The organism is Sphingobium sp. SA2 (genome assembly GCF_032227065.1).
Taxonomy (GTDB): Bacteria; Pseudomonadota; Alphaproteobacteria; order Sphingomonadales; family Sphingomonadaceae; genus Sphingobium.
This window is the reverse complement of the sequence record NZ_JAPMXX010000006.1, coordinates 3,202,297-3,220,433: the sequence shown is the minus strand read 5'-3', so window position 1 is coordinate 3,220,433 and position 18,137 is coordinate 3,202,297. Positions and strand designations below refer to the sequence as shown.

15 protein-coding genes are annotated in these 18,137 nt (G+C 64.7%); 6 read left to right on the top strand and 9 right to left on the bottom strand.

Translation table 11 applies throughout. The annotated features are described in order from the left end of the window. Nucleotides 1-80: 80 nt before the first annotated feature. From OVY48_RS23205 to hflK, 8 genes are all read right to left on the bottom strand, one after another. Entirely contained in the window at nucleotides 81-1,370 is a 1,290-nt protein-coding gene (locus OVY48_RS23205) for an aminotransferase class V-fold PLP-dependent enzyme (RefSeq protein WP_409593731.1), read from the bottom strand. Between the two features lie 121 nt (nucleotides 1,371-1,491). Continuing rightward, the gene (locus OVY48_RS23200; protein WP_313924887.1) at nucleotides 1,492-2,787 is read right to left on the bottom strand and encodes a cell wall hydrolase; all 1,296 of its coding nucleotides are present in this window, start codon (nucleotides 2,785-2,787) and stop codon (nucleotides 1,492-1,494) included. Between the two features lie 51 nt (nucleotides 2,788-2,838). Beyond that, complete coding sequence (cysK, locus tag OVY48_RS23195; protein WP_313924634.1) at nucleotides 2,839-3,768, bottom strand: cysteine synthase A; 930 nt, start codon at nucleotides 3,766-3,768, stop codon at nucleotides 2,839-2,841. Continuing rightward, on the bottom strand, nucleotides 3,765-5,069 hold the full coding sequence (locus tag OVY48_RS23190) for an MFS transporter (protein WP_313924633.1): 1,305 nt from the start codon (nucleotides 5,067-5,069) through the stop codon (nucleotides 3,765-3,767). The genes cysK and OVY48_RS23190 overlap by 4 nt, the downstream gene beginning before the upstream one ends. A 216-nt stretch (nucleotides 5,070-5,285) precedes the next feature. Beyond that, nucleotides 5,286-6,884 carry a helicase HerA-like domain-containing protein gene (locus OVY48_RS23185; protein ID WP_313924632.1) on the bottom strand — a complete coding sequence of 533 codons (1,599 nt, stop codon included), beginning with the start codon at nucleotides 6,882-6,884 and terminating at the stop codon, nucleotides 5,286-5,288. Between the two features lie 94 nt (nucleotides 6,885-6,978). Then, nucleotides 6,979-8,478, bottom strand: a complete 1,500-nt coding sequence (locus tag OVY48_RS23180; RefSeq protein WP_313924631.1) for a Do family serine endopeptidase — start codon at nucleotides 8,476-8,478, stop codon at nucleotides 6,979-6,981. A 135-nt stretch (nucleotides 8,479-8,613) separates the two neighbouring features. Then, complete coding sequence (gene hflC, locus OVY48_RS23175; protein WP_313924630.1) at nucleotides 8,614-9,462, bottom strand: protease modulator HflC; 849 nt, start codon at nucleotides 9,460-9,462, stop codon at nucleotides 8,614-8,616. Beyond that, nucleotides 9,462-10,598: an FtsH protease activity modulator HflK gene (gene hflK, locus OVY48_RS23170; protein ID WP_313924629.1), complete on the bottom strand. Its 1,137-nt coding sequence runs from the start codon at nucleotides 10,596-10,598 to the stop codon at nucleotides 9,462-9,464. Before hflK ends, hflC begins: the two co-directional genes overlap by 1 nt. Nucleotides 10,599-10,672: 74 nt before the next feature. On the opposite strand from hflK, the gene OVY48_RS23165 reads away from it, so the two are divergent. The 6 genes from OVY48_RS23165 to OVY48_RS23140 all read left to right on the top strand — a co-directional run bounded on the left by OVY48_RS23165 (nucleotide 10,673) and on the right by OVY48_RS23140 (nucleotide 16,651). After that, nucleotides 10,673-11,638, top strand: coding sequence for an Mrp/NBP35 family ATP-binding protein (locus OVY48_RS23165; RefSeq protein WP_313924628.1), 966 nt, complete (start codon nucleotides 10,673-10,675; stop codon nucleotides 11,636-11,638). Nucleotides 11,639-11,831: 193 nt separating this feature from the next. Then, nucleotides 11,832-12,266 carry a CoA-binding protein gene (locus OVY48_RS23160; protein ID WP_313924627.1) on the top strand — a complete coding sequence of 145 codons (435 nt, stop codon included), beginning with the start codon at nucleotides 11,832-11,834 and terminating at the stop codon, nucleotides 12,264-12,266. Nucleotides 12,267-12,305: 39 nt separating this feature from the next. Further along, nucleotides 12,306-14,573, top strand: a complete 2,268-nt coding sequence (locus tag OVY48_RS23155; RefSeq protein WP_313924626.1) for a molybdopterin cofactor-binding domain-containing protein — start codon at nucleotides 12,306-12,308, stop codon at nucleotides 14,571-14,573. Continuing rightward, nucleotides 14,570-15,580, top strand: a complete 1,011-nt coding sequence (hemH, locus tag OVY48_RS23150) for a ferrochelatase (RefSeq protein WP_313924625.1) — start codon at nucleotides 14,570-14,572, stop codon at nucleotides 15,578-15,580. Before OVY48_RS23155 ends, hemH begins: the two co-directional genes overlap by 4 nt. Before the next feature lie 19 nt (nucleotides 15,581-15,599). Then, a complete protein-coding gene (gene phbB, locus OVY48_RS23145; protein WP_313924624.1) occupies nucleotides 15,600-16,322 on the top strand; it encodes an acetoacetyl-CoA reductase in 723 nt (240 codons plus the stop codon). Continuing rightward, nucleotides 16,322-16,651, top strand: coding sequence for a ribbon-helix-helix domain-containing protein (locus OVY48_RS23140; RefSeq protein WP_313924623.1), 330 nt, complete (start codon nucleotides 16,322-16,324; stop codon nucleotides 16,649-16,651). Before phbB ends, OVY48_RS23140 begins: the two co-directional genes overlap by 1 nt. A gap of 844 nt (nucleotides 16,652-17,495) precedes the next feature. Here the strand turns inward: OVY48_RS23140 and OVY48_RS23135 are convergent. Beyond that, nucleotides 17,496-18,056, bottom strand: a complete 561-nt coding sequence (locus OVY48_RS23135; RefSeq protein ID WP_313924622.1) for a YkgJ family cysteine cluster protein — start codon at nucleotides 18,054-18,056, stop codon at nucleotides 17,496-17,498. Between the last annotated feature and the right edge of the window lie 81 nt (nucleotides 18,057-18,137).

The following is an 18,137-nucleotide window of genomic DNA, read 5'->3' as shown; positions in this document are numbered from 1 at the left end:
CGACCCACTGCCAAGACTGGCGACAGGACGACCGGATTGCCACCCATATAGTCTGCTTGTCCGGCTTTGGGAAGGGGGTGTCAGGCAAACAGCCCGCGCTCCGCGCGGATCGCTGCCACCAGCCGGTCGAGTTCGGCGCTGCTGTTGAACAGGGCCGGGGTCACGCGTAGCACCGGCCCCGATGCCAGCCCTGCCTTCGCCACCACCAGCAGGCCATATTTTTTGAGGAACAGCGCCGCCGCCTTCTTCGCATCGTCCGGCCCGCCCATGCCCGGCAAACGGAACGCCGCCACCGCGCCATGCCGCCCCGGCAGTTCGGGCAATAGGATCTGTACGCCCGGCACATCGCGGACCCGATCGATCCAATAATCGCGCAGCGCCAGCAGGTGGCGATGCTTCGCTGGTAGGCCGATCGCCTCCTGCACTGCGATCGCATAGGGCACCGTCAACCGCGCGGCGAAATCGACCGTGCCCGTCGGAATGCGCGCGCGAATATCGTCCGCGCCATGGATGCGGTTGCCCAGCCATGGCGCTATGTCCTGCAACCGGTCCTTGCGGATATAGATGCCCCCGGTCCCCAAGGGCGCGGCCAGCCATTTGTGCAACGAAAAGCCGATGAAATCCGCACCCGTCTCTTCGACCGTGAAGGGCAGGTGGCCGACCGCCTGCGCACTGTCGAGGATCACATCGACCCCGCGCGCCTTGGCCATGGCGACGATCGCCTTGACCGGCGGCACCAGCCCATTGCGGTTGGACAGATGCGTGAGCAGCAGCAGTTTCGCGCGCGGCGTATCCTTCAACACCCGCTCATAGGCGGCCAGGATGTTCGCCTCCGTATGCGGTTCGGGCAAGTCGAAGCGGACGATGCGCGCACCCCGGCTCTGCTCCAGATAGTCGCAGGCAAATTGCATCTCGTCATAATCGACATCGGCATAGATGACCGCGTCGCCCGCCTTGAGCCGCGCATAATTGGCGATCAAAGCGTACAACGCCTCGGTCCCGCCGCCCGCCAGCGCGATCTCTTCGACCGACGCGCCCAGCATCCTCGCCACCGCCGCACGCGACTTGTCCAGTTCGACATCGCGCGGATGACCCGGCGCGCCATTGCGCAGGAACAGCGCATGGTTGTGGTTGACCCAATTGGACCGCGCCGCATAGGCCGCCTGTACGGGCAGGGTCATCGCGCCATAATAGGCCGCATCGAACGTCGCGACATCGCGATTGACGGCATACAGCTTCGCCAGCGCCATTTGTGCCGCGTCGAAATCGGCCATGTCGCCGACAAAGCGAAACGGTGCTTCCTCAGGCCATTTCATATCCGTAACGACCGCCTGCGCCCGCGCCGTTCCGCCGCCCACAGCCAGCCCCATCGCGCCGCCAACCGCCAACCCGCCGCTGCCCAGAAATGCCCGCCGCGTCACCATATACCGTCCTCACATCAATATGTAACAGCATATCATAACGAACGAATGTGACCATCCCGCTATGCGTTTAGTTTGTCCGGGTCGTTGTACTGTTCGCTGACCCCATCGGCGCGATCTTCACCGTCTCGAACCGCTCCTTGCGCCGCACCCCGGCCAGCGCCGCGTCGGGCGACGGGGCAGGGGCGGCGGTCGGCACCCGCTGGCGCATACATTCCGCCTTGCTGCTGCGCGGTGTCTGCGCACAGTTCCACAGCGCCCGCTGCAACCCGCTCGCGCTATTGTGGATATAGGCAAAGCTCATCGTTTCGAGTTGTCCGTCGCTCAAGGGGATCTTGGTCGGGGCAGAGCCTGCCCTCCACGCCATGATCCGGCATTCGGGCCGCCCCGCGCAAAAGGTCTTGGCAAGGTCCGGCCATTGGTCGGGCGCGCCACTGCGCGGCAATTCGACCAGGAAGCTGGTGCCATCCGGCCCCAGCACCGCCAGCCGCACGCCCGCGATCGTCCGCCCCAGCATTGCCTCGCCGATCGCCTGCTTGGGCTGCGCCGCCAGCGCACTGGCAGCAATCCCCTCGACGGGCGCAGCCGTCCCGTCGGGCAGCCCATCCTCGCCCCCCTGATGCGCCAGCGACAATTTGGCGATCCGCCCGATCAGCGGCTCGTCCCCCGCGCTCCCCCTGCGAAAGGCAGGCGGCGTCCCCCACCATCCGCGCCAGCGAAAGAAGAGATGCGTGCCCACAGCCCCGATCTTGTCGAGGCTCCCGCTCCAATAGGGCACCACCCAATTGGTATGATAATGGGTCGCATGGCCGACCGGCGCGAACACCCGCCCCGCCAGCGCTGCCCGCGCAATCGCCCGCGCCCGTTCCCACGCCGCCTGCGACGGCGTCCGCGTCAGCGCGCCATCGCAGGAGAAGGTGAACTGGCACCCGGTCCGCCGTTCCTGCCCCTGAAACACCACGCCGCACACCGTCTTGGGAAAGGCAGGATGGCGCGCGCGGTTCAGCACCACCTGCGCCACCGCCTGCTCGCCCAAGGCATCGTCGCCCGCCTCATAGAGTTCCGCCGCCGCCAAGCAATCGACCGCCCGCGCCAGATCCGTTTCCGACCCCGAAAGCAGGAAAGGCTTAGCCGGGGGATTGGCAAGCCGCGAAAAGGGAATGGCGGCATTCACCGCCCGCGCCCGGTCGGCATCCAGCGCATAGACCGCCACTGGCTCGACCGGCGGCGGCGGGCTGGGCGGCCGCACCGCGCGCCCTTCGGCCTCCGCCGCAAAGCGTAACGGATCACCCGTCACACTCTGCCGACTGTCCCAGCCAGCCACGAGCATGGGCAGGCCGACGAACATCAGCGCCCAGAAGGCCATCGCCAAGGGGTGAGGCGTATCGCTCTTCTTCACGAGTGTCGTGCCGACCGCTTATTCCGGCAGGAAATCGGGCACCGACAAATAACGCTCGCCGGTATCATAGTTGAAGCCCAGCACGCGGCTGCCTGCAGGCAAATCCGGCAATTTCTGCGCGATCGCCGCCAACGTAGCCCCCGAAGAAATGCCGACCAGCATCCCTTCCTCGCGCGCCGCGCGCCGGGCATAGTCCTTGGCGTCGGCGGGATCGACCTGGATCACCCCGTCGAGCAACTGGGTGTGCAAATTGGCCGGAATGAAGCCAGCGCCGATGCCCTGGATCGGATGCGGCCCCGGCTGGCCACCGCTGATGACATGCGACAAAGTCGGCTCGACCGCATAGATTTTGATGCCCGGCCAGACCGCCTTCAACACCTCCGCCGTGCCGGTGATATGCCCGCCGGTGCCGACCCCGGTGATCAGTGCATCGATCGGCGTTTCGGCGAAGTCGGCCAATATCTCTTGCGCAGTGGTCCGAACATGGACCGCGATATTGGCGGGGTTCTCGAACTGCTGCGGCATCCAGGAACCCGGCGTCTGCGCCACCAGCTCCAGCGCGCGCTCGATCGCGCCCTTCATCCCCTTTTCGCGCGGGGTCAGATCGAAACTCGCACCATAGGCCAGCATCAGCCGCCGCCGCTCGATCGACATGCTTTCGGGCATGACCAGCACCAGCTTATAGCCCTTGACCGCCGCCACCATGGCGAGGCCGACGCCAGTATTGCCCGATGTCGGCTCGATGATCGTGCCGCCCGGCTGCAACTCGCCCGACGCCTCGGCCGCTTCGATCATGGCCAGCGCGATCCGGTCCTTGATCGACCCGCCGGGGTTGGACCGTTCCGACTTGATCCACACTTCGCTGCCTTCGGGCGCATCGCCAAACAGGCGCGCCATGCGGATATGCGGCGTGTGACCGATGGTTTCGAGTATCGAGGTGACTTTCATGGGGCCTTCTCCTGGCTATGGTCCGCCGCCCTTATGTCGGGTGGGTCGAAGGTGCGTGCAAGGCGCAATTCGGGAAAGAGCCGCGCCCAGAACAGGGTGATGACGATAGCACCAATGCCCCCGCCAATGACAGCGACAACCGGCCCGACCAGCGCGGCGAGAAAACCGGACTCGGCCTCGCCTAGTTCGTTCGACGCCGATATGGTCAACTGCGACAGGCTCGACACCCGCCCGCGCATCGCATCGGGGGTGTGCAACTGGACCAGCGACTGGCGCACGAACACTGACACCATGTCGGCCGCCCCCAGCACCACCAGCGCGCCAAGCCCGACCTCCATCGCAAAGCTGCGCGGTAGGAAAGCCGTGCAGCCAAAGACGATGGTGGCCAGGCCGAATATCATGACGGCAGCCAGCATCTTGAGGCCGACCTCACGCTTCATCGGCCGGATCGAAAACCACAGCGCGACCAGCCCCGCGCCGATGCCCGGTGCAGCGGCCAGATGGCCAAGGCCCGTCGACCCGACCTGCAATATGTCGCGCGCATAGACCGGCAACAACGCGGTCGCGCCCGCCAGCAGCACCGCGAACAGATCCAGCGTGATCGTCGCCAGCACCAGGCGATTGGTCCGCACATAATGCAGCCCGTCGATCATCTGGCGGATCGGGTGGCGGGTCCGGTCGCGCGGCGGCTGCGGTACCGGGCCGATCATCATCATGGCTCCGAACGCGACGGCATAGAGCAGGGCAGCCAGTGCATAGGCACCCCAGGGCGTCGCCGCATAGGCATAGCCACCCAGCGCAGGCCCCACGATCGACCCGGCTTGCCATACCACCGCCGATATGGCGATGGCGTTGGGCAGCACGGCGGGCGGCACCAGATTGGGCGCGAGCGCGCCATAGGCCGGGCCGTTGAAGGCGCGGGCAATCCCCACGACCACGGCAATGCCAAAGATCAGCGGCAGGCTGACCCAGTCCTCATAAGTGGCAAAGGCCAGCAGCCCCGCCGCCAGCGTCAGCGCCGCCAGCGTCGTGCGCGAAATCATCCGCCGGTCATAATGGTCCGCGACCCAGCCCGTCACCGGCGTCAGGAAGAAGAGCGGCAGAAACTGCGCCAGCCCGATCAACCCCAATTGCGCCGCCGCGCCCGACGTCGTCATCGTCTCCCGCGCGATATTATAGGCCTGCCAGCCCAGCACGATCATCATGCCATATTGCGCCAACACCGCCGCGCACCGCCCGACGAGATAAGCCCGGAAATTGGGAAAATGCAGCGGGTGCCGGGGCAGGGAAGGGGCGGTCATGGCCAGCGCTTTAGCCTCTGTCCCGGCGACCAGGCAACGATGGAGGCAAGCAAACGGCGCAACTTTTCTTGGCCACACCATGCCATGGCTTTGCCGCGTCTCTCCAATTACCGTTCACCCTGCGCTTGTCGAAGGGCTGCACTTCTTGAGAAGAAGGATAGGGCTTCGACAGGCTCAGCCCGAACGGGGGGGGGGTAAGCGTTTTGCAAACCTACCTTATTTGAACAGCCCGCCCAATATTCCCCGCATCAATTTGCCCGCTATCCCGCCGCCCGATGCCTTGCGTCGGCTGGACCCGAACACGGCCTTGCCCAGTTCGTTGGCCACCTGCCGCCCGACGGAAGACGCTGCCGACCGGGCGGCGGACTGCACCGCCTTGTCGATCGTGGAGGGCTTGGCCGCTTCCCGCGCTGCCGCCTCGCGCTGCTTGGCCTCGACCTTGGCCTGCGCGGCGGCGGCCTTGTCGGCCTCCGCCTGCGCCCTGCTCGCCAGCGCAGCGGCCGCCGCCGCTTCGCCGCGTGCCGCCAATATCTCTTCGGCCGACTCCCGATCGACGGCGGTGTCATATGTGCCGTCGCACGGCGAAATCGACTGGATGATCGCGCGCTCCTTCGCGCTTACCGGGCCAAGCCGCGATCGGGGCGGGGCGATCAGCGTGCGCTGGACGATGCCGGGCGACCCATCCTCCTGCAACAGCGACACCAGCGCCTCGCCGACCTTCAATTCGGTGATCGCGGTCTCGACATCCAGGTCGGGATTGATGCGGAACGTCTCCGCCGCCGCGCGGATCGCCCGCTGGTCGCGCGGGGTGAAGGCGCGCAGCGCATGTTGCACCCGGTTGCCCAACTGCCCCGCCACTTCTTCGGGTATGTCGATCGGGTTCTGGGTCACGAAATAGACGCCCACGCCCTTGGACCGGATCAGCCGCACCACTTGCTCGATCTTGTCGGTCAGCGCCTTGGGCGCATCATCGAACAGCAGATGCGCCTCGTCGAAGAAGAAGACCAGCACCGGCTTGTCCGGATCGCCGACCTCCGGCAGCGTCTCGAACAGTTCGGACAACAGCCACAACAGGAAGGTCGCATAGAGTTTCGGGCTTTGCATCAGCCGGTCGGCGGCCAATATGTTGATATAGCCGCGTCCCTGCTCATCCACCCGCAGCATGTCGTTGATGTCGAGCGCGGGTTCCCCAAAGAAATGGTCCCCGCCCTGCGCTTCGAGTTGCAGCAATTGCCGCTGGATCGCGCCGACGCTCGCCTTGGTCACATTCCCATAGCGCGCCGACAGCGTCGCGGCATTCTCCGCGCAATAAGCCAACATCGCCTGCAAATCGCCAAGGTCGAGCAGCAGCAGCCCTTCCTCGTCGGCGTAGCGGAAGGCGATGGTCAACACGCCTTCCTGCGTTTCATTGAGCCCCATCAGCCGCGCCAGCAGCAGCGGCCCCATCTCGCTGACGGTGGTGCGAACCGGATGGCCCTGTTCCCCATAGAGATCCCAGAAGATCGCCGGATTGTCGCTATAACTATAGTCGGCCAGCCCGATCTCGGCCGCCCGCGCGACTAGCTTGTCGGCATTTTTGAACGTCGGCGAACCCGCCATGGCAATGCCCGACAGGTCGCCTTTCACATCGGACAGGAACACCGGGACGCCCAGCGCCGAAAAACTCTCGGCAATCCCCTGCAACGTCACCGTCTTGCCGGTGCCTGTCGCCCCCGCGATCAGCCCATGGCGATTGGCGCGACGCAGGTTGAGCAACTGGCGCACGCCGCCATCCTTGTCTGGCGCGCCCAGCCCGATGAAAATGCCGTCGCTCATGTGCCGCTGCCCCCAAAAAAAACGTCACCCCCACAGGCGCGGGGGTGACGAAAATTAGGCAGAGTTTGGCACCTTCCGCAAGCGCGGAAGCGGCTTACTTGTCGCGCAGGCGCACTGGCAGGAAGATGGGCGGCTGACCGCGACGCAGAACCTGCAGCAGGATCGCGTTGCGATTCTGACCCGCCACGGCCTTCACCTGGGCATCCAGTTCCGCCTGGCTCGCCACCGGACGATTATTGGCGGTGATGATCACATCGCCACGGCGCAGACCCTTGGTGCCCGCATCGGTCGACGGATCGACGCCAGTGATGACGACGCCGCGCGTATCGGCGGCGATGCCCAACTGGCGGATGATGCCCGGCGTCAAGGGAATTGCGGAGATGCCCAGCGACTGTTGTGCCGCCTGACCCGGATTTTGCTGCTGCTGGCTGAAATCCTCATCCTGCTGCGGCGCGAAGTTGGTCAGTTCGTCCTCGCTCGGACGCTCACCCACCACGGCATTGACCGTCTGGCGCTGACCATTGCGGATCAGCACGATCGGCACGCGCGAGCCGATGGGCTGCGACGCGACGATGGAGGAGAGATTCTGTTCGGGGCTGACTTCCTGGCCCGCGACGCTGACGATCACGTCGCCTGCCTTGATCCCGGCCTTCTCCGCGCCCTTGCCCGGCTCGACACCCTGTACGAACTCGCCGCGATTCTTGGCGAGGCCCAGCGATTCGGCCAGATCTTCACCCAGCGGGCTGATCTGGACGCCCAGATAGCCGCGACGGACAGTCTCGCCTTTGCGCAGCGTTTCCACGATCGGGGCCGCCTGTTCGGACGGGATAGCAAAGCCGATGCCGACATTGCCGCCCGACGGCGACAAAATCTGGCTGTTGATGCCGATCACATTGCCGCGCATGTCGAACATCGGGCCACCGGAATTGCCCTGGTTGATCGACGCATCGGTCTGAATGAACTTCTCGTAACCGCCGCCGGTATTGCGATGAACGGCGGAAATGATCCCGGCGGTCACGGTGCCCGACAGGGCGAAGGGATTGCCGATCGCGACCACCCAGTCGCCGACCCGCGCCTTGGTGCTGTCGCCGAATTTGACGAAGGGCAGGGGCTTGGGCGAATCGATCTTCAATACGGCGAGATCCGTCGCGGGATCACGACCCACCAGCTTGGCGGTATATTCCGTCTTGTTGGTCAGCGTGACGGTGATCGAGTCCACCGATGCGCCTTCGGCGCCCGCCGACACCACATGATTATTGGTGACGATATAGCCGTCCGCCGAAATCAGGAAGCCCGACCCCAGCGACTGCGCCTGCCGGGTCTGCGGCTGGCTGCCGCCCTGGCCGAACAACTGGCCAAAGGGCGTGCCCGCGAAGGGATTCTGGACCTGCACCCGCTGCTTGGTCGAAATATTGACCACGGCGGGCTGCAATTTCTCGACCATATCAGCCAGGCTTGCCGGCGCGCCCTGCGGGGCGGCGGCGGTCAGGCCTTCATTCTGTGCGGTCTGGGCGCCGACATTGGTACTGGTGGTAACGGCAATGGCGGTGCCGCCCAGCAACAGGGCGCCGGTGATGGCATAAGCGTAACGCACTCGTGACGGTCCTCTCATGAACTGCGAAGGAATTGGAAGGCGGGACTTTGACGAAGCCCTGAAATGCGCCGCCTTCCCTTAACCCTCATTGAATGACGCTGGTTCCGTAATGATCGGGAGAGAAACAGGCGCGGCTCAACGCCGCCCCTGAAACTGCTGCAGGAATTCATTATTGGGCGAAAGGATGATGTTGGTCTCCCCCGCCCGGTCGGGCGAGAAGGTGTAGCGATAGCTCTGCATCGCCCGATAGAAATCATAAAATGCCGGGTCTTTGCCATAGCTCGCCGCATAGATGCGCGCGGCATTGGCGTCCGCCTCGGCCCGAATGATCTGCGCCTGCTTCGCGCCCTGCGCCCGGATGGTCAGCGCTTCCTGCTCGCGCGCTGTCCGCATGCGGGTGAAAGCGCTGTCGAGCGGCGTACCATCGGGCAGGTCGGCGCGCTTGATCCGCACATCGACGATCTCGGCGCCATATTGGCGCGCGACGCGATCCAGGCCCGCCTCGATATTCTGCATCACCTGGCCCCGCTCCGGGCTGAGTAACGCTGCAAAGGGCCGCTTGCCCAGTTCGTTGCGCAATGCCGAACCCAGGATCGGGCGCAGAGCCTCTGACACCCGTTCCTCGCTACCGGCGGCGATATACATGCGCAGGGGATCGACGATGCGATAACGCGCAAAGGCATCCACTTGCAAACGCAACTGGTCGGTGGACAACACTTGCTGGCGCTCCATTTCGACCGACAGCACGCGCTTGTCGATCCACACGACCTGATCCACGAAGGGCCAGCGCATGATGATGCCGGCCCCTGTATTGCCGAAGGTTTCATTCTGGCGATAGCGGTTGATGATCGCCTTGGGATCACCAAAACGGACGATCACGCCCTGTTTGGTTTCCGGCACGATGGCGATCGTGCTGCCCAGTAAAATGAGCAACGCCAGCACGAACAGCGCCAGGGTTACGGGGTTGCGCAGAAATGCGGGCATCACTGACCCTCCGTGCTAGAGACGGCCGGGGCCGCAGGCGCAGCCTGCGCGGCACGCCGCTTGATTTCAGGCAGCGGCAGATAGGGTGTCACATTAGTCCCTTCGACGATGGTCTTGTCGACATTGGCCAACACGCCCTCCATCGTTTCATAATACATGCGGCGGCGGGTCACGTCCGGGGCCAGGCGATATTGTTCATACACCTTGTCGAAGGATGCGGCCTCGCCCTGCGCCTTGGCCGTCACCTGCTGGGCAGCGGCACGCGCTTCGTTGAGGTAGGTCTGCGCGGTCTGCTGCGCGGCCGACACGGCCTTGAACGCATCATTGACCGCGGCTGGCGGATCGGCCTGCTTGATCGCGATACCCTGGATGCGGATGCCGGAGCGATAGCCGTCCAGAATCTCCTGCATCCGCTGCTCGACCTGCTGTTCGATCGCGGTACGGCCCGCGCCCAATGCATCGTCCAGGCTGACGCTTGCCAGCACGGCGCGCATCGCGCTCTCGGCAACCTCGCGCACGGCGGCATCGGGGTTGGACAGCTGGAACAGGTACAGTTCGGGATTGCGGATATTCCAGCGCACCGAATAGGCGAGGTCGATGATATTCTGGTCGCCGGTCAGCACCAGATTTTCATTCTCGGCCGTGGTCGATCCCACGTCGATGGTGCGGATTTCCTCGACATCGACGATCGTCACCGCCGCGAAGGGGGCGGGGAGGGTCAGGCTGATACCGGGGGTCAGGGTGCGGCTGTAACTGCCGAGATAGGTGACGACGCCGCGTTCCTGCGGGCCGACCCGGTGGAAACTGGTCAAGACGAGCCACAGGACCACCAGGATCGCGATCCCGATCGGCCATAGCGCCTTGCCATTGGGACGCTGGGGCAGGCCGCCAAAGCCGCCATTGCCGCCACCCTGGCCAAAGCTGTCGCGGCCCCGCCGCAACATTTCCTCGATCGCGGACGGACCCTTCTGCCCGACCGGCCGACCTGGTTGGGTCCAGGGATTGCGTGGGCCGCCATCGCCGCCCGCACCCTTTCCGCCCGAACCGTCATTACTCTCCGGCCCGTCGCTTTTGCCGCCCCAAGGGCCCTGCGCCATGCTCACGATGCCGGGCATCCACCCGAATAATCTTTTCATGTCACCTTCTATAGGAAGGCTGGCCCGCGAAAAACAGTGCCCTTAGGAGCGATTATTTCCTACAGGGCGTCGTCATGACCGATATTGCCGATTTTACCGCCCGCCTGACCGCTCTGACCGATGGCCGCGCCAGCACGCCGCGCGTCAAGGACGGGATCATGACGATCGCCCTGGATGTCGGCGGCCTGTCGCCCGATCGGCGCGACGGCCTTGTTGCCGCAATCCGCGAGGGCGGCCTGACCGTGCCGGGCGTCACTGATGTCCGCATCGCCCAGACGGCGGAACGCAAATCGTTGCGCATCATCGCCGTGGCGTCGGGCAAGGGCGGGGTGGGGAAATCCACCCTGTCGGCCAATCTCGCCGTTGCGCTGCATCGCCTCGGCCACCGGGTCGGTTTGGTCGATGCCGATATTTATGGCCCGTCGCAGGCGCGATTGATGGGCAGCGAGGATCAAAAACCCCAGGCCCGCGACAAGAAGATGATCCCGGTCACCGGCACGCTCGGTATTCCAATGCTGTCGATGGCGCATCTGGTCGAATCCGGCAAGGCGCTGGCGTGGCGCGGGCCGATGGTCGGCAATGCCCTGTCGCAACTGATCGACGCCGATTGGGGCAAGACCGACTTGCTGGTGGTCGACATGCCGCCGGGCACCGGCGACATTCAATTGACGATGGTGCAGAAGCATAAGCCCGTCGGCGCGGTGATCGTCTCGACGCCGCAGGATCTTGCTCTGATCGACGCGACCCGCGCGGTCAGCCTGTTCACCCAGGCGGGCGTGCCGATGATCGGCCTCGTTGAAAATATGGCGGGCTATGCCTGCCCGCATTGCGGCGAAATCTCTGATCCCTTCGGCACTGGCGGCGCGGAGACGGCGGCAGGCGAGATGGGGATGCCCTTCCTTGGCCGCATTCCGCTCGCCATCGATATCCGCCGCCAGTCCGACGCGGGCGATCCACCCGCCGCTGGCGAGGGCGTCCATGCCGACGCCTTCCGGGCCATCGCGCAGAAGGTGGCGGCATGGCTCGATGGTGCGGCTTGACTGTCCTTTGACTGTCCTACAGCGGGACAACAGGCTATGGTCGGATGTCGGGGCACAGTGACTTTGCGATAGGATCAGGGACGCGCAAGAATATGTCGAAATCAGCGGGAAATGTGCGAAGTTAAGCGATCCGTCTCCATCATCGGGAACGTCCCGGTCCTTGGCTCGTCCTAGCTGCATAAGGAGAATTTCCATGCCGCTGACCGCCCCGCAGGACATCGCCACCCTGCTCACCGAAACCCGCACCATCGCGCTGGTCGGCATCTCCGACAGGCCGGAACGGGCCAGCTATCGCGTCATGGCTGTCCTTCAGGACCATGGCTATCGCGTCCTGCCGTTCAATCCACAGATTGCGGGCGAACATGTCCATGGCGAATTTGTCTGGGGCCGGCTGTCCGACATCGGCGAACCGATCGACATGGTGGATATCTTCCGGCGCAGCGAAGCCGCCGGAGAGGCCGTAGACGACGCCATCGCCGCTGGCGCTAAGGCGGTGTGGATGCAACTCGGCGTCATCGATGAAGCCGCCGCCGCCCGCGCCGAAGCGGCGGGCCTCAAAGTGGTGATGGACCGCTGCCCGGCAATCGAAATACCCCGTCTGGGCATCGCGCCGGTCAGCGCCGATTAACGCTTTCCACCCGGCCATCGCGCCCCTATCAGTCGGGCCATGGCTCGCCCCCCGCGCACAATATCTGACCGTAGCAAGGGCATCGACCGGCGCACCCTACTGGTCGGCGGCGGCGCTGCGGCGGGGTTGCTTATCGCCTGGGGCGTTTGGCCGCGTAGCTACCAGCCCAACCTCAATGCCGGTCCCGGCGAAACGATCGTCAACGCCTTCCTCAAGATCGACCGGACAGGGCAGGTGATCGTCATCGTGCCGCAAACCGAAACGGGGCAGGGGGTGACCACGGTCCTGCCGCAGATATTGGCCGATGAACTGGGTGCCGACTGGCGCACGGTCGCTGTCCAAAGCGCACCGATCAGCCCGCTCTATGCCAACACCTTGTTGGCGCGCGAATGGCTGGCGAGCGACTGGACGCGCTTGCTGGGGGACGCGGGCGATTGGGCGATCGGCCAATATGCGACGCGCAGCGGCCTGATGCTGACCGGCGGCGGCACATCCGTCCCGATGTTCCACGACGCCTATCGCGATGCCGGTGCAGCGGCGCGCATCCTGCTGTGCAAGGCGGCGGCGGCGCGCTGGTCGGTGCCGTGGGAAAGCTGCGATGTCATCGACGGGCTGGTCTCCGACGGCAGCGAGCGGCGGCTCAAGATCGGCGAACTGGTCGAGGAAGCGGCGCAGTTCGACCTCCCCGCCATCCTGCCATTGCGCCAGGGGCAGGACGGCCGTTTGTCGGGCCAAGACGTCGCCCGGCTCGACACTCCCTCGAAAATCGACGGCAGCCATAATTTCGCCGCCGACATTCGCCTGCCCGACATGGTCCATGCCTCGATCCGGCAAGGGCCGATAGGCGACGCGATCCTCGCCGGGCTGGACGAGCGATCGGCAAGCAATGTCACGGGCTTCCTCAAACTGGTCCGCACCGAACGCTGGGTCGCCGCGGTCGCGACCAACTGGTGGGCAGCGAACAAGGCGTTGGACCTCGCCGATCCTGTCTTCACCCTGCGCGGGAAGCCGGTGGATAGCGCGTCGATTGACGCGGCGCTGGAAGCGGCCTTTTCCGGCTCGACAGGGCGTCGCCTCTATGCACAGGGCGACCTGCTGCCGGTGTTCGAGGGCGCGACGATAGTGGCCAGCGAATATCGGGTCGAGGCGGGGCTGCACTTGGCGCTCGAACCGCTCTGCGCCACGGCGCGGGTCGGGCAGGATAGCGCGGAAGTGTGGATGGCGACGCAGGCACCCGGATTGGCGCGTGCCGCCATTGCCGATGCCCTGGGCTTCCTCGAAACCGCCGTCACCCTCTATCCGCTGCACGCGGGCGGTTCCTTCGGGCGCAAGATGGACTGGGACGTCGGCGTGCAGGCCGCTCTGATCGCGCGGGATGTCGGCCGCCCGGTGCAACTGCTCTGGTCACGGCTGGAGGATGTGGTGCAGGACCGGCCCAGTGCACCCGCGCAAGCGCGCATGGCCGCGAAGATCGGACGAAACGGCGCGATTGAGGGCTGGCTGGCGAAAGTCGCGGCCCCCTGCGCCATGACCCAGACCTGGGCGCGGATCGCCGATGGCGCGCTGCCCCATGCGGCGGCAGCGCAGACGGCGGATAAGGCATCCCGGCTGGCCGTGGCGGGGATGGCCCCGCCTTATGCGATCCCCAACTGGGCGGTGGATCATTATCCCGCCGATGTCGGCCTAGCGCTGGGTTTCACGCGGGGCAACGCGCATCTGCATGGCGCTTTCTTCACCGAAAGTTTCGTCGATGAACTGGCGCATCTGGCGGGGATGGAGGCGATGTCCTTTCGTATCCAGATGCTGGGCGGCAATCCGCGCCTTGCCCATTGCCTGTCGACGGCGGCGGCGATGGGTGGCTGGCAGGGCGGCATAGCGGGCAGCGGGCAGGGGCTTGCCGCGCACGCTATGCAAGGCGGCTATGCCGCCGTGTTGGTCGAAGCATCGATGCGCGGCGACCGGCTGAGCGTCAGCCGCATGATCGCGGCGGTCGATGTCGGTGATCAGGTCCATCCCGACATTGCCCGGCAGCAGGTCGAGGGCGGCCTCATCTATGGCCTCGCCTTCGCGATGGGGGCGTCCGTGCCCTATGCACGCGGCCTGCCGACCCGCGCCATCCTGGGCCGCATGAATTTGCCACGCCTCGCCGATATCGGTGAAGTGACGGTCGAACTGATCCGCAGCACCGCATCCCCGGTCGGCGTCAGTGATCTCGCTGCGCCGCTGGTTGCCCCTGCTATCGCCAATGCATTGTACACATGGACAGGTCAGCGTTTGCGCAACCTGCCGCTATTGGCTACGACATGACACTGCCCCCCAACCATCCCGCCATTCCGACCTCCAAAGTCGGCGTCCTCCTCATCAACCTCGGCACGCCCGATGCGCCCGACGCCGGATCGGTGCGCCGCTATCTCGGCGAATTCCTGTCCGACCGCCGCGTGGTCGAACTGCCGCCGATCCTGTGGCAGCCGATCTTGCGCGGCATCATCCTGACCACCCGGCCCAAGAAATCGGCCCATGCCTATCAACAGGTGTGGACCGACCAGGGATCGCCGCTCGCCTTCCATACCCGCGATACGGCGCTGGCGCTTGCCGAAGCGATGGGGTCGGGGGTTACGGTCGACTGGGCCATGCGCTACGGCAATCCGTCGATCGCCTCGCGCCTGGCGGCGATGAAGAAGGCGGGCTGCGACCGCATCCTGCTCGCGCCGCTCTATCCGCAATATAGCGGGGCGACCACGGCGACCGCCAATGACGCAGCCTTCGCGGCGCTCAAGGCGATGCGCTGGCAGCCCGCCATCCGTACCCTGCCGCCCTATCATGACGACCCGGCCTATATCGCGGCGCTCAAGACCGCGATCGACGCGCATGTCGCCGCGCTCGATTTCGCCCCGGACGCCATTCTCGCCAGCTTCCATGGCATGCCCGAACGCACCTTGCATCTGGGGGATCCCTATCATTGCCAGTCGGTCAAGACCGTCCGCCTGCTGCGCGAAGCACTGACGCTGCCGGTCCATATGAGTTTCCAGTCGCGCTTTGGCCGGGCGAAATGGCTGGAGCCGGAGACCGAAGCAACCCTTGCCGGATTGGTACGCGATGGTGTCCGAAATATTGCTGTCGTAACGCCCGGATTTTCCGCCGACTGCCTTGAAACCTTGGAAGAAATCGCGCTGCGCGCAAAAGAGGCCTTTTTGTCTGCCGGTGGCGAAAAATTTGCCTATTTACCCTGTCTAAATGCGTCGCCCGACGCTATCACTTTTTACCAGAGGCTGATCGGCCGAGAGCTTTCGGGCTGGATCGACCAGCCCGCTTAGGTAGGAAGAGGATGCGCATATGGCGAGAGTAGCGATCGTGACCGGCGGTACGCGGGGCATTGGCGAGGCGATCAGCCTGGCGTTGCGGGACATGGGCTATACCGTTGCGGCCAATTATGGCGGCAATGACGAAAAGGCGAAGGCCTTTACCGAGCGCACCGGCATCGCCGCCTTCAAATGGGATGTGGGTGATCATCAGGCTTGTCTCGATGGTTGCGCCGCCGTGGCCGAGCAGCTTGGTCCGGTCGACATCGTCGTCAACAATGCGGGCATCACCCGCGACGGCGTGCTGGCCAAGATGAGCTTCGACGATTGGAACGAAGTCATGCGCATCAACCTCGGCGGCTGCTTCAACATGGCCAAGGCGACCTTTGGCGGCATGCGCGAGCGCGGCTGGGGCCGGATCGTCAATATCGGGTCGATCAACGGGCAGGCAGGCCAATATGGCCAGGTCAACTATGCCGCCGCCAAGTCGGGCATCCACGGCTTCACCAAGGCGCTGGCGCAGGAAGGGGCGAAGGCAGGCGTCACCGTCAATGCCATCGCGCCGGGCTATATCGACACCGACATGGTCGCAGCCGTGCCCCCTGCCGTGCTGGAAAAGATCGTCGCCAAGATCCCGGTCGGTCGCCTGGGCCAAGCGAGCGAAATTGCGCGCGGCGTCGCCTTTCTGTGCAGCGAGGATGCGGGCTTTGTGACCGGCACAACATTGTCGCTCAACGGCGGGCAGCATATGTATTGATGCACATGGGCGACCCTGTTGATGGCTCGGACGGGCCGATGGGGTCGCCCTTTGCCCCTCCGGTCAAACGGAGCGTGACGATCGCCGGCCATCAGACCGCGATCAGCCTGGAGCCGATCTTCTGGGACGCGCTGCGAGATGCGGCGAAGCGGGCGGACCTGCCCATCAATGCCCTCATTGCGCAGATCGACGTGATGCGGATGAAGGCCGCCGATCCGCCCAATCTCGCCAGTGCGATACGCTGCTGGATTTTTGCCTCCGCCCTGCAGCAGCGAAGCGATGCGGCCAGCGAAGCGGACACTGGTCCGGGGTGCGCCGACAGCGTGTGAGGGTGGCCTCTGCTTGATCGCGGTGGGAACGCGCGGGGCGGCCGGCTGAGGGGATTCGGCGCGGCGTTGAGTCCGGTCGGTATGGGCTTTCAGGCATACAAGACGCGCCATGAGGGTCACACCGCGAAGTTCACACCGTCGTCGGGCCATTGCACAGCAATTTGCGTCAATCGTATCGCCGAAGCGGTCGCGACGTGCCACCTGTGTATCATCGACGCGACGGTGACGCGACACACACGCGTCCCCTACGCGTCGGCGACGCGACGTGTCTGGGGAGCGGATAGGGGGACTGGAAGGGGCCGTGGGCGTCATCCATCAGGATAGACCAGAGAAAATCCTACATTGGAAGGGGTGTGGGGTTGAAGCGGGGCACCGATGTTCGGACATGTGTGTAATGAGGCGGCGTATCGGCCGGTTATGATATACGGATGGACTTTGCTTCGATAGGCTGTAGCGATGCACCGCTTCACGACAGTCCTATGTCTCTTTGTGCTGACAAATTGCGGTTCGTCGGAGCAGCAAAGGCGCGCTTATATCATGGACAGAATTGAGGCGACTGCCAAACTGCCCGAAGGATGGGAGGGTGTATCTAATTACTACAGATACTATGCCTACAGCATGTCCGAACAAGGCCAGAAGTTGGTTGAGGCGCAATTTGTCCAAAGTGAACGGCCTGGGCGTGAATGGGTGGAATATCATGATCTTCCTCAGGGAATGGACGCGGGGTGCGGCGTAATATCCGTGACATTCGACGTGGTCGGTGATCGAGTCGTGTCGGCATTATGTAACGGATTGCCCTAAGCTGCCTGACGGCAAATCACTCAATGCCGCAAATCGCCCGCGACTACCCCTTGGTCGCGAACGCGCTGTATCGCTCTCGCCAAGCCGCCACTTCTTCCTTCAAGTAACCCGGCGCGGGGTCGCCTGACAGGACGAGGCTGGCGACGTTATCGTCGGGGTGCATCAGCATCTTTCTGGACCCGTCGCTGAACCAGACGGGTATCAGTTGATCGCACAGAGCATCGAGGATGGTGGCGGCCATGCCATTGTTGATCGCGTCGCTGCCCGGCTCCATGCGGACCATGATTGAGACGCCTTCGAAACAGTTGCGCGGTTCGTGGACGAAATCGAGCGACAACAGGATGCCGGACCGGTCCGGGCGCGCCGCATCGGGCAAGCGCGCGACCCTGCGCCAGACGCAAAACCAGGTTCGGCAGATGGGCGGGCGATCGGCATGAATGCTGCACCCCTGCGCGCCGAGGTGGATGCAGGGGATGCCGGGTGGCTTCTGGAAATCGGGCGTGTCGACAGTGAGTATGGTGCAGCAGGCCGTGCAATCGCCGCAGGCGCGATCGGGCAGGACTGGCCCCAATAGAGTGGTTTCCAGATCAGTCTCTGTGTGCATCCCCGGCGGGTGCCCCGGCCGTGTCAGGAATGCAAGGGAGATGCGTTTATGTGGCACAATGGCGGGAGGCTATGACCCCCT

Coding starts and splice junctions, on each gene's coding strand:
- OVY48_RS23205 (WP_409593731.1), bottom strand. CDS start 1,370: ATGGGGCTGGCTGTGGGCGGCGGAACGGCGCGGGCGCAGGCGGTCGTT.
- OVY48_RS23200 (WP_313924887.1), bottom strand. CDS start 2,787: ATGGCCTTCTGGGCGCTGATGTTCGTCGGCCTGCCCATGCTCGTGGCT.
- cysK (WP_313924634.1), bottom strand. CDS start 3,768: ATGAAAGTCACCTCGATACTCGAAACCATCGGTCACACGCCGCATATC.
- OVY48_RS23190 (WP_313924633.1), bottom strand. CDS start 5,069: ATGACCGCCCCTTCCCTGCCCCGGCACCCGCTGCATTTTCCCAATTTC.
- OVY48_RS23185 (WP_313924632.1), bottom strand. CDS start 6,884: ATGAGCGACGGCATTTTCATCGGGCTGGGCGCGCCAGACAAGGATGGC.
- hflC (WP_313924630.1), bottom strand. CDS start 9,462: ATGCCCGCATTTCTGCGCAACCCCGTAACCCTGGCGCTGTTCGTGCTG.
- hflK (WP_313924629.1), bottom strand. CDS start 10,598: ATGAAAAGATTATTCGGGTGGATGCCCGGCATCGTGAGCATGGCGCAG.
- OVY48_RS23165 (WP_313924628.1), top strand. CDS start 10,673: ATGACCGATATTGCCGATTTTACCGCCCGCCTGACCGCTCTGACCGAT.
- OVY48_RS23160 (WP_313924627.1), top strand. CDS start 11,832: ATGCCGCTGACCGCCCCGCAGGACATCGCCACCCTGCTCACCGAAACC.
- OVY48_RS23155 (WP_313924626.1), top strand. CDS start 12,306: ATGGCTCGCCCCCCGCGCACAATATCTGACCGTAGCAAGGGCATCGAC.
- hemH (WP_313924625.1), top strand. CDS start 14,570: ATGACACTGCCCCCCAACCATCCCGCCATTCCGACCTCCAAAGTCGGC.
- phbB (WP_313924624.1), top strand. CDS start 15,600: ATGGCGAGAGTAGCGATCGTGACCGGCGGTACGCGGGGCATTGGCGAG.
- OVY48_RS23140 (WP_313924623.1), top strand. CDS start 16,322: ATGCACATGGGCGACCCTGTTGATGGCTCGGACGGGCCGATGGGGTCG.
- OVY48_RS23135 (WP_313924622.1), bottom strand. CDS start 18,056: ATGCACACAGAGACTGATCTGGAAACCACTCTATTGGGGCCAGTCCTG.